The sequence below is a fragment of the Shewanella sp. S1-49-MNA-CIBAN-0167 genome, assembly GCF_040310145.1.
Lineage (GTDB): Bacteria > Pseudomonadota > Gammaproteobacteria > Enterobacterales > Shewanellaceae > Shewanella > Shewanella psychromarinicola.
Window position 1 is genome coordinate 1 of record NZ_JBEOPO010000060.1, and the last position, 15,581, is coordinate 15,581.

Here is a 15,581-nt window from a genome sequence, read left to right on the forward strand (position 1 = left end):
TAAGACGCCACATCAGAAATATAATGAGTTAAAAAAAGCGGCTTAAAATCTCTCCAGAAATACTTGACCATTACAGGGTGAGGCAAATTGTTTAACAAACTTTTTATCTTAACAAACGATTGAGCTTACGTTTACATCGATTAAGCTCAAATAAATTAACGAGATAAACCTAAATACATGAGATGGAGTATTAACCACTCATATAGGTTCTCAACCCGAATACCGACAAAACCTTAAGCTGTACTTATTGAACAATTATCGATTCAATATTCATTAGTCTCTGAATAATGCTTCAACTGAAAGCCCTTGCGCGCCAAGTAAATCTTTTAAGCGTTTGAGAGCTTCAACTTGAATTTGGCGCACTCGCTCACGGGTTAACCCGATTTCAGCACCGACATTTTCTAATGTTGAAGGTTCATATCCGAGTAAACCAAAACGTCTCGCCAGCACTTCACGTTGTTTAGTATTAAGCTCATTTAACCACTCTACAATCGAATTAGATAAATCTTCATTTTGTACGCGATAATCTGGACCGACGGAATCATCATCAGCAATGACATCTATTAATGCTTTCTCATTATCGCCACTAAATGGCGAGTCTACCGAGGTAATTCTTTCATTTAGTTTTAACATGCGACTGACATCACCAGTGGATACATCTAATTTTTCGGCAATCTCTTCTGCGGTAGGTTCATGGTCAAGTTTTTGAGCAAGTTGTCTTGCTGTGCGCAAGTACACATTTAATTCTTTAACAATATGGATGGGTAAACGGATAGTGCGAGTCTGGTTCATTATCGCTCGTTCGATGGTTTGTCTAATCCACCATGTTGCATAAGTGGAGAATCGGAAACCACGTTCAGGGTCAAATTTTTCTACCGCTCTGATTAAACCTAAGTTACCTTCTTCGATAAGATCGAGTAGCGCTAAACCACGATTGTTATATCTTCTGGAAATTTTAACGACAAGGCGAAGGTTGCTTTCGATCATGCGGTTGCGAGATTTTTCGCAGCCTTTGAGGGCTTTACGTGAAAAAAACACTTCTTCCTCTGCAGTCAGTAGCGGAGAAAAACCTATCTCACCTAAATATAATTGAGTAGCATCTAAATTTTTCTGTAAGTCATCTTGGACTTTTTCTTCAATCTCGAGTTGTTGTACCAAATCACGGTGATCGGTTGTATCTCCCGGTGGTTGTTTAGCTAGATCGACAAGATATTCTGCTGAAGCAGTATTATTTTTGCGGCTCATAATTGCTCTCCCAAACCTAATTTATGTTATTTAATCTACTGCAATTGCTTATCCTCCGTTAATTATGTGACTAAACAATTACTGTTTAGGTAGATATCGTAATGGGTTGACAGACTTACCATGAAAGCGCACTTCAAAGTGAAGCATAACTTGATTAGTCCCGGTACTGCCCATTTTTGCAACTGTTTGACCTGCACTCACATATTGCTTTTCTTTAACCAGTATCGTGTCGGCATGCGCATAAGCACTTAAAAAATCATCATTATGCTTGATAATCACTAAGTTGCCATACCCGCGCAGTGCATTACCTGCATACACGACTCTCCCATCTGCTGCGGCTTTAATAATATCGCCGCGGTTACCAGCAATCTTTATCCCTTGATTGCCTTGTTCTGATGCCGAAAAATATCCAACTATTCGACCTCTAACTGGCCAGTGCCATTGCTGAACTTGCTGTGGCAAATTTGCGACAGAACCTATTGCACTTTGGTTAATTGTTTGTTGGGTAGTTGTTACAGAATACGCAGGCTTGACTTTGTGATCAAGAACTTTTTTCGTTCTGGCTGAAACTACTGCTGGGCTTGGCTTTGGAATATCCTTCGGTTTGATTGTTTCTAATTGAGAACGATTTGAGCTCGAAATATATGGTTTGGTAACGGCTTGTGTTTGTACAGAAGTAACATAAGGTTGAGGTGCTCGAACGGTTGTCGATGGACGATTATTAGTGGCCGCTAAATTAAGTACTTGCCCAGGATAAATAATGTAAGGAGACGATAAATGGTTCAAACGGGCAACGTCCACAAAATTACGCCCTGCCCCCCAAGCAATTGAATAAAGCGTGTCACCTTTCTTTACTTTGTATTTGTTCGTTTTTAATGAGCCTTTATGATAACGAGGACCATGATTATTTGACGATAAACTGTCAACCGGCGCGGGACGATCAGCTTGAAAGCTGCATCCAGTGAGCATAATTGCTAAGACCAAAAAGTGTGGCCAACCGGTATTCATCAAACAAAATCCTTTTAGGAGAGGTACGTGATTGTTAGGCTAAAACAAGCTTGTTGCAAACGAAAATATCGTTAATGTATCAAACCTCATTTTATCATGTTGACTAAGCTCAACTCGGGATAAGAGACGGGATAAATCGATAAAAACAGGTTTACGCCAAGTCTGCAATATCAAACTTGCCATTTGTGTTGCCAACAAGGCCCATTGCGCGTCAATAGCTTGCCTATTGCAATGCAATAGATATAGCAGGACAAAGAGCTGAGGTTAACTATGCCAAATCGCCATTAATTAAAGGAACAAATTTAACTGACTCAATGATCTCAGATTGGAATGCCTGTCCGACACGGGTAATTTTAAGCAATTGTTGGGTGTCTTCTCCCACCGGAATAATTAATACACCACGGTCAGATAATTGTTCAAGCAATGCTTGAGGTACCCTTGCTGCAGCGGCCGTCACCATAATGCCATCAAATGGCCCTCGATTTGGCCACCCTTGCCAACCGTCGCCATATTTGAATGATACATTATGTAGGTCTAGGCGCTTTAGTCTTTGACGAGCTTGTATTTGTAATGCTTTGATACGTTCAATAGTGCATAACTCTGGAATTAACGATGCTAAAATAGCAGCCTGATAGCCTGAACCGGTTCCAATCTCTAATACTTTTTGAGGGTTATGCTGTAACAGAAGCTCAGTCATTCGAGCCACAATGTAAGGTTGTGAAATTGTCTGTCCCTGCCCGATTGGTAATGCAGTATTTTCATACGCCTTATGAGCTAATGCACCATCAAGGAACAATTCCCGTGGTGTTATTGCTACAGCATGCAATACGGCAGGATGTCGGATCCCTGCATCAGACAATTTCTTGGCCAAATTTATTGCTGATGTTGAAGCTACCGGTGTCATATTTTTATTATCCAATCGGCTAATCCATCAAGTTGATTGTATGCCGTCAAATCAACTGTTAGGGGGGTTATTGATACATATCCTGCTGCTACTGCATCGAAATCGGTCCCTTCACCTGCATCTTGTTCACTTCCAACAGGCCCAAGCCAGTATATATCTTTACCCGCTGGATCTTGGGTTTTTATCATACCTTCTGCTTTATGCCGTGCACCTAAACGGGTGACTTTAATCCCTTTAATTTCTGCTATCGGTAAATCGGGGACATTAACATTTAACATTTGATCACGACTAATAGGATGAGCCAACAACCCTTTTACAATTTTAGTCGCATAAACCGCAGCAGTATCGTAATGAATTAATGATTTTCCCACGAGAGACACCGCTATGGCTGGCAGACCTAAAAAACGCCCTTCCATTGCAGCGGCAACGGTACCTGAATATAAGGTGTCATCTCCCATATTCGCACCGGCATTAATACCGGAAACCACTATGTCGGGTTCCGTAAGGCACAGCTGCCTAATAGCGAGATGAACACAGTCAGTTGGAGTGCCATTAACAGCAATATAGCCATTACCTAAATTATTGATTCTCAATGGATTAGTTAAGGTTAATGAGTTACTCGCACCCGAACAATTACGATCAGGTGCAACTGTTAACACTTGGGCAAACTCGCTCAGTGCGTTACTTAACGCAATAATACCGGCCGCACTCACACCATCATCATTACTGACTAAAATATTAATCATTCATTAGCACTCTTCATTGGATTGTGCTTGTTGATCCGCAACCATCTCTTTTCGCTGTGATTCTTGAATATCTTGATAATCAGCAAGTTCACGTAACATCGACGTGGCATAACTGCCGGCCGGCAACACAAACTCAAGGGTAAGTATATTCGCTTCAAACTGCCATTTTATCCCTTGAGGCTCAAGCAATAAGGGTCGTCTTTCTTGTGATAAGCCCGCATCTTCGAGTCCTTGCAAGTCAGTTGATAAATCTGTTAATGGTGCCAGTTCAACGGCTAATGCTTCGGCTTGCGCTAATGGTATACCTTTGCCCCACAACGGGGCTGAAAGTTGAATATCTTTTTCTGCTAAGCGACTATTGAGAACCTCATCCCACGTTTCAGCGGTAAAATAGCTTTTACTGCCAGCTAACATCACGCAATCGCCTGCTAATGTGTCAGTATGATGATGGGCTAAACGAAATGACACCACTTGATTAAACACATTGGAACGTACTGCTGATAAATACATGCTGCGTTTATGACGATCTTTTACGTTGCGACCACCGCTGAGCATTTGTCGACCCCAAATGAGGTTTTTACCGTCGTGGCCAAAACGTTGCTCGCCAAAGTAATTGGGTACACCTAACTTAGCAATCTGTTGTAGACGAGTTTCAACATCGGCAATATCGGTTATATTGCGTAATGTCAGCACAAACCGATTTCCGATCAAGGCGCCTATACGCAGTTTTTTACTGTGGCGGCTGCTCGACAAAATCGTTAATTTCTCATTATTAAGCTCTGTCCACTCAGGGGTTTCTTTACCCGGAATACGTACCCCAAACCATTGTTCGGTAATAGCATTTTTATCTTTCTGGCCAGCGAAGGTCACTTCTTTCGGATGAACTTTAGCGAACTTAGCCAATATTTCAGCAACATAGACCGTATTCATGCCGTTTTTACGCACATGGAGCATATGATGCTCGCCTTCGCCTGTTGGCGTAAAAGGCAAAATTTCTTTAACAATAAAATCGCTATTATAGGTACGTAAATCAGCTTGGCTTATTGGTTTACCAAAAAGGTAATGTAATTCTTTCATGTGCCAGAATTCTCTATATTTTGTAGGTTATCGACTCGTCATCAACACAACAGCTTCAACAGCAATGCCTTCTTTACGTCCAGTAAAACCGAGTTTCTCGGTCGTCGTCGCTTTAACATTAATGTTATCGATATCCGTTTGTAAATCGGCACTAAGGCACTGACGTATAGCCTCAATATGTGGCGCCATCTTAGGTGCTTGAGCAATAATGGTGACATCTAAATTACCTAATATAAATTGCTTTTGCAGTGCAAGTTGATAACAGTGTTTTAATAACACACGACTATCGGCACCCGCAAAGTCGGCATCCGTATCAGGAAAATGTTGACCTATATCCCCTAACGCCATCGCGCCTAATATCGCATCACTAATAGCATGCAATACCACATCACCGTCAGAATGGGCGATGAGCCCACTGTCATAAGGAACCGTCACACCACCTAAAATGAGTGGGTTATCACCGCCAAACTTATGCACATCAAAACCATGACCAATACGAATATTCATTTAAAACCTTATATTAACTTGTTATGAGGCGATATTAACAAGTGTTGTTTATAACTGTTCAATTTATTTTTGTGACATAAACAAGGCCGCCAACTGTAAATCATCTGGATGAGTCACTTTAATGTTATCCATTCGGCCTTGAACCAGACCCGGCATGACTCCCGCCCATTCCATTGCACTGGCTTCATCGGTAATAGAGACATGGGCCGCTAGTGCGGCCGATAAATGGCTGCGTAAAGATGATACGGGAAAAAACTGTGGGGTTAATGCATGCCATAGCAACGCGCGATCGACAGTACTGACAATATGACCACTAGCGTCACTTCGCTTCATGGTGTCACGAACTGGCGCAGCAAGAATGGCGCCTTGAGGATGAATGTGTACAGACTCAATCAATTGGGTAATATCTTCGTGGCTTACACAAGGTCTTGCGGCATCATGAACCAGAGCCCACGCATTAGGATTAAGAGTCTGTGCATAATCTAATGCCGCTAAAACAGAATCAGCGCGTTCTTCACCACCAATGACTTGGGTTAACTTAGGATGTTGAGATTGTGGTAACTTACTGAAATACTTATCTTCTGGGTGTAGAGCTACCACCACCAAGTCTATTTCAGAATGAGCCAATAATGCATCTAATGTATGTGCGAGGATGCTTTGTTGCCCAAGCATTAAATATTGCTTAGGTTTATCAGCCCCCATGCGGCTACCAACACCCGCGGCAGGAACAATAGCAATAATAGAACGAGGATTGTTTAGCATATTAGCAGTACCAAAATTGAAAGTAATATGATTAAGAGTTTTGCCTGCGGTGTTACACAGTATTAACGATTAAATTGGTTTAGCTCACGTAGTTCACTGCCTACTACCCGATAAAACGTTTCGCCTTCTTTAACCATACCCAACTCGTTGCGGGCACGTTCTTCAATCGCTTCGGTGCCACGTTTTAAATCGATAATCTCTTCTTTGAGGATTTGATTTCGAGCGACTAGCTTATCATTACTTTGTTCTTGGGCCGCTATTTGGGTTTGCAGCACGACATATTCTGAAAAATTGTTATCGCCCTGCCAAAGTCGGTACTGTAAAAGTGACAATAAACAAATCAGTAAAAATAGTAATCGTTTCATAATATTAAGTTATGTCGAAGTAACCCCTAGAAAACATGTCCGTTATAGTACAACACAAAAGGCCACCCAGTGGTGGCCTTTTTCAGTTAAAGCAAAAAAAATTATGCTTGGCCTTTCACTTCTTTAAGACCGTTGTAAGGTGCTTTTGAACCTAGGGCTTCTTCGATACGTAGCAATTGGTTGTATTTCGCAACACGGTCACTACGGCTTAGTGACCCTGTTTTAATTTGGCCTGCCGCGGTACCAACAGCTAAATCAGCAATCGTTGAATCTTCTGTCTCGCCACTACGGTGAGAGATTACAACAGTAAAGCCTGCATCTTTAGCCATTTTAATGGCAGCCAAGGTTTCAGTTAATGTACCGATTTGGTTGAATTTAATTAGGATAGAGTTAGCGATACCATTGTCGATACCACGCTTAAGAATTTTTGTATTTGTTACGAATAGATCGTCACCCACTAATTGGATTTTATCGCCCATTAGTTTAGTTTGGTGAGCGAAACCATCCCAGTCAGACTCGTCAAGACCATCTTCGATAGAAACGATTGGGTAACGTGTAGTAAGATCTTGTAAGAAGAAATTAAATTCTTCAGAAGTGAATTTTTTGCCTTCACCTTTAAGATCGTAAATATTTGCTTCTTTGTCGTAAAACTCAGATGCAGCACAATCCATCGCTAACGTGATGTCTTTACCTAACTCGTAACCAGCGTTTGCAACAGCCACTTTGATTGCAGCAAGTGCCGCTTCGTTAGAGGCTAGGTTAGGCGCAAAACCACCTTCATCACCCACAGCCGTTGAGTGACCGTCAGCTTTAAGCACTTTAGCTAAGCTGTGGAATACTTCCGCGCCCATACGTAAGCCTTCACGGAAAGTCTTAGCACCAACGGGTTGGATCATGAACTCTTGAATATCAACGCTATTATCTGCGTGCTCGCCACCATTGATGATATTCATCATTGGAAGTGGCATAGAGTAAACACCAGGTGTACCGTTTAAATCAGCAATGTGAGCATATAAAGGTACGTGTTTAGCTGCCGCAGCCGCTTTAGCAGCCGCAAGAGACACAGCAAGAATCGCGTTAGCGCCAAATTTTGCTTTGTTTTCTGTGCCATCTAAGTCAATCATGATTTGGTCAAGTTCAGCTTGAGCCAATGCATCTTTACCTTTAAGCGCTGCAGCAATTGGGCCATTTACAGCAGCAACGGCCTTAAGTACACCTTTACCTAAGTAACGTGTTTTGTCGCCATCACGAAGCTCTAATGCTTCGCGACTACCGGTAGAGGCGCCAGATGGTGCCGCAGCCATACCCACAAAACCACCTTCTAAATGCACTTCTGCTTCAACCGTTGGGTTACCACGCGAATCCATAATCTCGCGACCAATCACTTTAATGATGTTAGCCATAATTCCCTCGTACTTTGTGTAAGTAAATTAAAAAATTAAAAGAAATAAAAAGTTAATACCAATACAAAAGCATAAAACACTCAGAAAAGCAGATTTATTGGTATGTAACTTTCAGTTTTGTAATTTAAATTCGATTTGTGCTTAGGATAAATCTAATTGGACTTTGCTTCAACTTAGTTTTCACTCTCGTTTGAGATCATAGGTGCGATTATTTGATCTCGCGCAAGCATTTTGAATAAAAAAGCCGTTAATGCATGCATTAACGGCTTGTTGATTAAACGATGTCGCGTTTTTGATACGCATAAGAAGCGGCAATAAACCCTTCAAATAATGGATGCCCATCGCGCGGTGTTGAGGTGAATTCTGGATGGAATTGACCCGCAACAAACCATGGATGATCAGCAAGCTCAATCATCTCAATCAATTTACGATCAGAAGACAATCCACTGAATATTAGGCCCGCTTGTTCTAAACGCTCAATATAATTATTGTTAACTTCGTAACGATGACGATGGCGTTCAACACAAGTATTTGACTTGTAAGCTATTGCAGCTTTAGAGCCTTCTTTCAAATGGCAAAGCTGTGCGCCTAAACGCATTGTGCCACCTAAGTCAGACGATTCATGACGTTGTTCAATATCGCCATCATCGTTAATCCATTCAGTGATTAACCCTACCACTGGATGTGGAGTCTGCTGATTAAACTCCGTTGAATGTGCACCTTCTAAACCGGCAACATTACGTGCAAATTCAATTAACGCCACTTGCAAGCCTAAACAAATACCAAAGTAAGGTAGTTTGTTTTCACGGGCAAATTTAGCAGCAAAAATCTTACCTTCTATGCCACGCTCACCAAAGCCACCTGGGACTAAAATACCGTCTAGGCCTTGCAACACTTCTTCGCCTTTGGCTTCAACCGTTTGCGAATCGATGTATTTAATATTGACCGTCACACGGTTTTTTATACCCGCATGCTTTAATGCTTCGTTAACTGATTTATAGGCATCAGGTAGTTCAATGTATTTACCAACCATACCAATGGTCACTTCACCATTAGGGTTAGCTTCTTGGTAAATAACATGTTCCCATTCAGACAAATCGGCTTCGTTGCAATCGAGGTTGAAACGTTTGATAACCAGATCATCCAATCCTTGCGAGCGTAATAATGCAGGGATTTTATAGATGCTATCTACGTCTTTTAATGAAATAACCGCCCGTTCTTCAACATTACAGAATAGCGAGATTTTGGCTTTTTCAATTGCTGGAACCGCACGGTCGCCACGACAAACCAGTACATCCGGAGCAATACCAATAGAGCGTAACTCTTTAACAGAGTGCTGAGTTGGCTTGGTTTTAATTTCACCTGCAGCGCCTAAGAATGGCACTAAGGTTAAATGCATAAATAACGTGCGTTCACGTCCTAGCTCTGCACCTAATTGACGAATAGACTCAAGAAACGGTAATGATTCAATATCACCTACAGTGCCACCGATTTCCACAATCGCCACATCATGGCCTTCACCACCGGCTAACACTCTTGCTTTAATGGCATTAGTAATATGAGGGATAACCTGAATCGTTGCGCCTAAATAATCACCACGACGTTCTTTACTAATGACTTCTTCGTAAATACGGCCAGTAGTAAAGTTATTGCGGCGATTCATTTTGGTGCGAATAAAACGTTCGTAATGACCTAAGTCGAGATCGGTTTCAGCACCATCTTCAGTGACGAAAACTTCACCGTGCTGAGTGGGACTCATGGTACCCGGATCGACGTTAATATAAGGGTCAAGTTTCATAATGGTTACATTGAGGCCACGCGCCTCTAAAATTGCCGCCAGCGAAGCTGCTGCAATGCCTTTACCTAGTGATGAAACAACGCCACCAGTAACGAAGATATACCTTGTAGTCATGCTGAACCTGAGAAATATATTGGAAAAAAACGTGCTTGTAAGAAAGCACTAGGATGGGACGATATTATAGCAAAGCCACCTCGTTTCGACAAACTTAAACGCGCTAATTTTAGCTTAATTTGCGTTTTCATCTTGTTTCACCGCATTCCAGTACCGGTCTAATTCGTCCAGAGTATGGTTTTCTATAGGTTTGCCGTTTTCAGCTACGTGCTGCTCTACACCTCGAAATCTACGTTCAAATTTCTGATTGGCTTGGCGTAGAGCTTGCTCAGGATCAACCTTTAAATGACGGGCGAGATTGACTACGGCAAATAGCAAATCACCCATTTCATCAACAATCCTAGGCTGATAGAAATCAGGGTTTTGATCCCGTTTACTCACCTCAACCAGCACTTCATCTATTTCTTCATGTACTTTGGCAACCACAGGGGCCAGTTCTGCCCAATCAAAACCGACTTTAGCGACTCGATGTTGAATTTTTCGTGCTCGGGTTAGCGCAGGTAATGCTTGGGGAATATCATCTAAAGCGGAGTGCAGTTGTTTTTGCTGACGTTCAGACCCTTTTAATTTATCCCACGCGTGGCTTAAATCATCGGTATTGGTGATTGCCACAGTCGCTTCGGTTTCTGGCTGGGCAAACACGTGCGGATGACGACGAATCAACTTATCACTAATGCGCTCAATCACGGTGGAAAAATCAAACTTACCTTGCTCTTGCCCCAGTTGACAATAAAACACCACCTGAAACAGTAAATCACCCAGTTCATCAGGTAATTCCTCCCATGCTTGTCGCTCAATCGTATCAACGACCTCGTAAGCCTCTTCTAATGTAAAGGGCACTATACTGGCAAAGTCTTGAGCCAGATCCCAAGGGCAACCAGAATCAGGATTGCGTAATTGCTGCATGATGGTCAGTAACGATTGAATATCTGCCATAGAAAGGGCCTCTTTTGGGGGTGAAACCTAATAAAAAAAGGCACCTAATAAGTAGATGCCTGTTCAATTAATACATGAGGTTATTTATAATCGACGAGATTCAATAACACCATCAACTTGCGACAGTTTCGCGATAATTCGTGATAAACCATCTAAATTATACAGCTCAAGTTCAAGCTCTACGGTGGCTGTTTGGCTTTTAACATCAGAAGATGAACTCATGGCCATCACATTGGATTTTTCTGCTGCAAGCACTGTGGTTAAATCTCGCAGTAAACCACTGCGATCATTGGCAAGGACTCTTACGCGGATACGATAACCACCAGAGTAGTTTTCCCCCCAAATGACATCCACGCTACGTTCAGGATGAGCGCGCATTAACTCTTTTACTTGCTCGCAATCACTGCGGTGCACAGAGATACCCCGTCCCATAGTAATATAGCCAAAAATCTCATCGCCAGGTACCGGTTGGCAACAACGTGCAATGTGGCTCATTAAATTACCCACACCATTGACTTCAACTTGGCCTTTACTCGATCTTTTAGGTTTATTTGACGCTTTCTTTATAATATCTTCAAGTAAGTCTTCGTCAGTGTCTTCTACCTTATGAATTAAGGTGTCAGTAAAGTTAACCACTTGATTTAAGCGTAAGTCTCCCCCACCGATGGCAGCCAGCATGTCATCCATTGAATTTAAATTAAAGCGCTCAACCGCCACGACTGCGTCTTTAACTTTTAAACCTACACGGGCTAATTCAGACTCAAGCATCTCTTTACCCGCGGCAATATTTTTATCGCGGTCTTGTTGTTTAAACCAATGTTGTATTTTTGAGCGCGAACGGGATGATTTTATATAACCTAAATTAAGATTAAGCCAGTCACGTTTAGGGTTTGGGGTTTTTGAGGTGATAATTTCAATACGCTCACCGGTTTCAACTTGGTAAGTGAATGGTACAATGCGGCCATCGACTTTGGCGCCAATGCACTTATGACCCACTTGTGAGTGAATATAGTAAGCAAAATCGAGCACAGTTGAGCCTAACGGTAAGTCGACGACTTCTCCGCTAGGGGTGAATACATACACTCGGTCTTCAAAGACTTGACTGCGGACTTCGTCAACCAAATTACCACTTTCGGCCACATCTTCTTGCCACTGTAAAATTTTACGCAGCCAATTAATTTTTTCTTCGTAACCCGTTTGTTTGGTGGTACTGGCACCTTCTTTGTATTTCCAATGCGCGGCGACCCCAAGTTCAGCGTCTTGATGCATCGCTTCGGTACGAATTTGAATTTCTACTGTTTTGCCTTCAGGCCCAACAACCACAGTATGAATAGATTGATAACCATTAGGTTTTGGATTGGCGACATAATCGTCAAACTCACGCGGAATATGATGCCAAAGGTCGTGTACAACCCCTAATGCACCATAGCAATCTTGTAATCTGTCGGTAACGATACGTACAGCTCGAACGTCAAAAAGCTCATCAAACTTAAGATCTTTGCCCTTCATTTTGCGCCAAATACTGTAAATGTGCTTAGGACGACCGTACACTTTAGCGCGAATATCATCACTGTCTAAACGCTGTTGCAACTGGGTCACAAATTTGTCGATAAACACTTCACGATCAACACGCTTGCCATCAAGTTGTTTGGCGATGTCTTTATAAACCGTTGGATGTAAATAGCGAAAAGAAATGTCCTCAAGTTCCCACTTAAGCTGGCCAATCCCCAAACGGTTTGCTAATGGTGCATAGATATCGGCAATTTCACGCGCTAACAACACCCGAGTTTCTTCATCGGAATTTTTTACCGCGCGCAGTAAACACACTCGTTCGGCTAATTTGATCACTACGGCGCGAACATCTTCAACCATTGCCAATAGCATTTTTCGAATATTGTCGATTTGCGGTTCAGCATCACGTGAGTTTTTACTGACTTTTAACGCCCCAATGGCATTCATGGTCACGACGCTGGCGACTAATTTGGCAAGATTATCACCGTATTGCGCTATAATTTGCTCTTCATTGAGAACGCCAGCATCCAGGAGCAAAAACAACACTGCGGCTTGCAGCGTTTCAATGTCCATATTCAGCGGCGCAAGAATTTCAATCATTTCACGTGCACGTGCCAGCAACTCGGTGTGAGCCAGTTTATTTTTAACCGGTAAGGCCTCAACATGCTGGATCAATTCCAATAAGGTTTGCGCGTCATCTTTATCGACAAGATAACGAGCCACCCATTCATCTAGATGGAATGCTTGCGTATTAAAATGTGCTTCGCGAACAGATACCATGAACCCTTCCTTAGCCGCATGACCGACTGATATTCAACCATAGCATCCACTCAAATCGGTGCAGACATGGTGTTAAAACAACTAAACGGCCTATCTTGAAAATCTACATTGTGTTGTCAATTCAATAGTGCTCAGTTGAACAAATTTTTAGCATACCTATCGTGTATGGCTAAAACTGATGTTTATTTATCTAATTCAAATAACACCATCGCTTCAATATGGTGTGTCTGCGGGAACATATCAACTAAACCCACTTGGGCAATACGATAACCATTGGCTAATAATACACTACTGTCGCGGGCTAAACTTGCTGGATTACATGAAACATAGACCACTTTTTTAGGTTGCATTTTCTGTAACCATTGTAAACTTTCAAAGGCTCCTGCTCGAGCAGGATCAAGCAACAGCTTATCAATTTTGCCTAACCAGGTTTGTGTCGATAAATCGGCACTCAAATCAGCATGATGAAAGGTGACATTATCTAACTGGTTATCAATAGCATTTTGTTTAGCTTGTTGCACCATTTCAGGTACACCTTCAACACCTATAACCTCTGCAGCTCGTCGAGCCAAGGGTAAACTGAAATTACCCACACCACAAAACAAGTCTAGAATACGCTCACCAGCCTGAGGGGCTAACCACTCAATGGCTTGATCCACCATGGCCTGATTAATAGCACCATTAACCTGAACAAAATTGCCTGGCGTGAACGAGCAGCGAACCGATTCCTGTGCAAGATGATAATAAGGTAACGCGACTACATCATCATTGGCTTGTGACAACGGATACAATTGCGTCAATTGACCAGCATCATCTTGCAATAATAAGTTAAGTTGATGTTTTTCAGCAAAGCCCGTTAACCAACGAATATCGGATGCTGGCAAGACTTTGGTGACTCTTAATACGGCAAAATTACCGTTATCGGCTTGGGTAAGTTCAACATGCCCTAAACTAGCCTTAGCTTTGAGTTGATTTAAATTAACCGCCAATGGGGTAATTAACGCGGATAAAGACTCTGCTAATACAGGGCACTGCTGAATAGAGACAATTTTATTGCTATTTGCTGCACGAAATCCAAGTTGTAGCCGCTGAGAATTTTTATCGAATAATGTTGCCAATCTGGCACGTCGACGGTAATGCCACGCCTCTCCCACTAAAGGTTCTGCGATGATATCGGCTTCAATGGTTTTAGCACTGGACAGCTTGCTGATGAGATCAACTAAACTAGTTTGCTTATAATCGCGTTGCACATTCGTGTCCATATGCTGTAAATCACAGCCGCCGCATTGATGATAATGAGGACAATGAGGGGTGATTCGATGAGCAGATGCCACATCAATAGCAATTAACTTGGCCTTAGCATAGCTTTTCTTTTGTTCCACAAATTGTACTGTGGCCGTCTCTCCTGGCAGCACACCAGGAATAAACACAATTTTACCTTGATGTTGCGCTATGCCCGCACCTAAATGGTCAAGTTGAGTCACGCTGAGGCTGAGCTTTGCTGATAATTGCTTAGATTTGTTCGGTTTTGCTTGGAAAAATTGTGCCATTTCGGCCTCAGGTATTGAATAAAAAACTAGTCAAGAGTGCGCCATATCTGGCAGTCTAGACGCAATATCAACGATTTAGTAATAGGGACACACCTAACTACCATGAAAAGTGCCAACAATATGACCAAATATAGCCTACGCTCTTGGGTTCTGGTACTTGCGTTAGCACCCACTATCGTAGTGGGTATTCTACTTGGAAGTTATTTCACGATAAACCGCTTTTATGAATTAGAACAAACCTTAATTGAAAAAGGCAGCAATATTGTTGAACCGTTAGCCATTGCCAGTGAATTTAGTATTATTAATCAAGATCGTGAATCCACTAAACGTATACTCGCCGCATCGCAAATTAACAACGCATCATTGATCCTCTCTATTGCGGTTTTTGATGCCGAAAACCAACTCTTTGTGACCTCGCACTACCACAAAGATTTTGAATCTATGCGCTACAAACAAGCTTTGGCAAACTTACTCGGGACAGAAAATGAAACAATTGGCGATACGTTAGTCATTCGTGTGCCAATAATATCTCATACTGGCTTAGAACCAAAACCGGTTGCCAGTATGAATCGCCCGAGTGATGGCAACATCGATAACAATTCCTCAGTCAATGATACCGTAGAGCCCATTTACAACAGTCAACAAGAGCGGATATTAGGATACATTTCAGTATTACTGAATAAGGAAAACGCCCTGCTCGAGCAACATCGAGCGGCAATCGCCGCGTTTATTATCGTATTAATTGGCGTACAATTTAACCTGTTTTTTACCTTTCGCTTAGTCAAACACGTTAACTACCCGTGCGACCTGAGGTCGTATGAAGCGCTGTTCACCGCGATAAGAGTGAACCATCTGTATCACCAGATGCCCCTAA

At 42.2% G+C, this 15,581-nt stretch carries 13 protein-coding genes and 1 pseudogene; 1 reads left to right on the plus strand and 13 read right to left on the minus strand.

What is annotated here, in order from left to right:
* Positions 1-273: 273 nt before the first annotated feature.
* The 13 genes from rpoS to rlmD form a co-directional block, all read right to left on the minus strand.
* Positions 274-1,245, minus strand: coding sequence for an RNA polymerase sigma factor RpoS (rpoS, locus tag AAEZ00_RS19560; RefSeq protein ID WP_101032453.1), 972 nt, complete (start codon positions 1,243-1,245; stop codon positions 274-276).
* 78 nt (positions 1,246-1,323) lie between these two features.
* A complete protein-coding gene (locus AAEZ00_RS19565; RefSeq protein WP_372491483.1) occupies positions 1,324-2,256 on the minus strand; it encodes a peptidoglycan DD-metalloendopeptidase family protein in 933 nt (310 codons plus the stop codon).
* A gap of 265 nt (positions 2,257-2,521) precedes the next feature.
* On the minus strand, positions 2,522-3,157 hold the full coding sequence (locus AAEZ00_RS19570) for a protein-L-isoaspartate(D-aspartate) O-methyltransferase (protein WP_101034721.1): 636 nt from the start codon (positions 3,155-3,157) through the stop codon (positions 2,522-2,524).
* A complete protein-coding gene (surE, locus tag AAEZ00_RS19575; protein ID WP_124012036.1) occupies positions 3,154-3,903 on the minus strand; it encodes a 5'/3'-nucleotidase SurE in 750 nt (249 codons plus the stop codon). The genes AAEZ00_RS19570 and surE overlap by 4 nt, the downstream gene beginning before the upstream one ends.
* A gap of 3 nt (positions 3,904-3,906) precedes the next feature.
* Entirely contained in the window at positions 3,907-4,980 is a 1,074-nt protein-coding gene (truD, locus tag AAEZ00_RS19580; RefSeq protein ID WP_124012037.1) for a tRNA pseudouridine(13) synthase TruD, read from the minus strand.
* A 27-nt stretch (positions 4,981-5,007) separates the two neighbouring features.
* Entirely contained in the window at positions 5,008-5,487 is a 480-nt protein-coding gene (ispF, locus tag AAEZ00_RS19585) for a 2-C-methyl-D-erythritol 2,4-cyclodiphosphate synthase (RefSeq protein WP_101032457.1), read from the minus strand.
* Between the two features lie 63 nt (positions 5,488-5,550).
* Complete coding sequence (gene ispD, locus AAEZ00_RS19590) at positions 5,551-6,249, minus strand: 2-C-methyl-D-erythritol 4-phosphate cytidylyltransferase (RefSeq protein WP_124012038.1); 699 nt, start codon at positions 6,247-6,249, stop codon at positions 5,551-5,553.
* 62 nt (positions 6,250-6,311) lie between these two features.
* Positions 6,312-6,614 (minus strand): cell division protein FtsB, encoded by a 303-nt coding sequence (gene ftsB / locus AAEZ00_RS19595; RefSeq protein WP_101032459.1) that lies wholly within the window; start codon positions 6,612-6,614, stop codon positions 6,312-6,314.
* 101 nt (positions 6,615-6,715) lie between these two features.
* Positions 6,716-8,017 carry a phosphopyruvate hydratase gene (eno, locus tag AAEZ00_RS19600; RefSeq protein WP_101032460.1) on the minus strand — a complete coding sequence of 434 codons (1,302 nt, stop codon included), beginning with the start codon at positions 8,015-8,017 and terminating at the stop codon, positions 6,716-6,718.
* Between the two features lie 274 nt (positions 8,018-8,291).
* Positions 8,292-9,929 (minus strand): CTP synthase, encoded by a 1,638-nt coding sequence (gene pyrG / locus AAEZ00_RS19605; protein ID WP_101032461.1) that lies wholly within the window; start codon positions 9,927-9,929, stop codon positions 8,292-8,294.
* A 114-nt stretch (positions 9,930-10,043) separates the two neighbouring features.
* Entirely contained in the window at positions 10,044-10,865 is an 822-nt protein-coding gene (mazG, locus tag AAEZ00_RS19610) for a nucleoside triphosphate pyrophosphohydrolase (protein ID WP_351078916.1), read from the minus strand.
* Between the two features lie 84 nt (positions 10,866-10,949).
* Entirely contained in the window at positions 10,950-13,157 is a 2,208-nt protein-coding gene (gene relA / locus AAEZ00_RS19615) for a GTP diphosphokinase (protein ID WP_101032463.1), read from the minus strand.
* A gap of 182 nt (positions 13,158-13,339) precedes the next feature.
* A complete protein-coding gene (gene rlmD, locus AAEZ00_RS19620; RefSeq protein ID WP_351089550.1) occupies positions 13,340-14,707 on the minus strand; it encodes a 23S rRNA (uracil(1939)-C(5))-methyltransferase RlmD in 1,368 nt (455 codons plus the stop codon).
* Between the two features lie 120 nt (positions 14,708-14,827).
* Between rlmD and AAEZ00_RS19625 the strand changes: the two are divergent.
* Positions 14,828-15,581: pseudogene (locus tag AAEZ00_RS19625) on the plus strand (hypothetical protein); the annotation flags it as partial.

What these genes read in the sequence shown, in the direction of transcription:
- rpoS (WP_101032453.1), bottom strand. Translation starts at nt 1,245, where the DNA reads ATGAGCCGCAAAAATAATACTGCTTCAGCAGAATATCTTGTCGATCTA.
- AAEZ00_RS19570 (WP_101034721.1), bottom strand. Translation starts at nt 3,157, where the DNA reads ATGACACCGGTAGCTTCAACATCAGCAATAAATTTGGCCAAGAAATTG.
- surE (WP_124012036.1), bottom strand. Translation starts at nt 3,903, where the DNA reads ATGATTAATATTTTAGTCAGTAATGATGATGGTGTGAGTGCGGCCGGT.
- truD (WP_124012037.1), bottom strand. Translation starts at nt 4,980, where the DNA reads ATGAAAGAATTACATTACCTTTTTGGTAAACCAATAAGCCAAGCTGAT.
- ispF (WP_101032457.1), bottom strand. Translation starts at nt 5,487, where the DNA reads ATGAATATTCGTATTGGTCATGGTTTTGATGTGCATAAGTTTGGCGGT.
- ispD (WP_124012038.1), bottom strand. Translation starts at nt 6,249, where the DNA reads ATGCTAAACAATCCTCGTTCTATTATTGCTATTGTTCCTGCCGCGGGT.
- ftsB (WP_101032459.1), bottom strand. Translation starts at nt 6,614, where the DNA reads ATGAAACGATTACTATTTTTACTGATTTGTTTATTGTCACTTTTACAG.
- eno (WP_101032460.1), bottom strand. Translation starts at nt 8,017, where the DNA reads ATGGCTAACATCATTAAAGTGATTGGTCGCGAGATTATGGATTCGCGT.
- pyrG (WP_101032461.1), bottom strand. Translation starts at nt 9,929, where the DNA reads ATGACTACAAGGTATATCTTCGTTACTGGTGGCGTTGTTTCATCACTA.
- mazG (WP_351078916.1), bottom strand. Translation starts at nt 10,865, where the DNA reads ATGGCAGATATTCAATCGTTACTGACCATCATGCAGCAATTACGCAAT.
- relA (WP_101032463.1), bottom strand. Translation starts at nt 13,157, where the DNA reads ATGGTATCTGTTCGCGAAGCACATTTTAATACGCAAGCATTCCATCTA.
- rlmD (WP_351089550.1), bottom strand. Translation starts at nt 14,707, where the DNA reads ATGGCACAATTTTTCCAAGCAAAACCGAACAAATCTAAGCAATTATCA.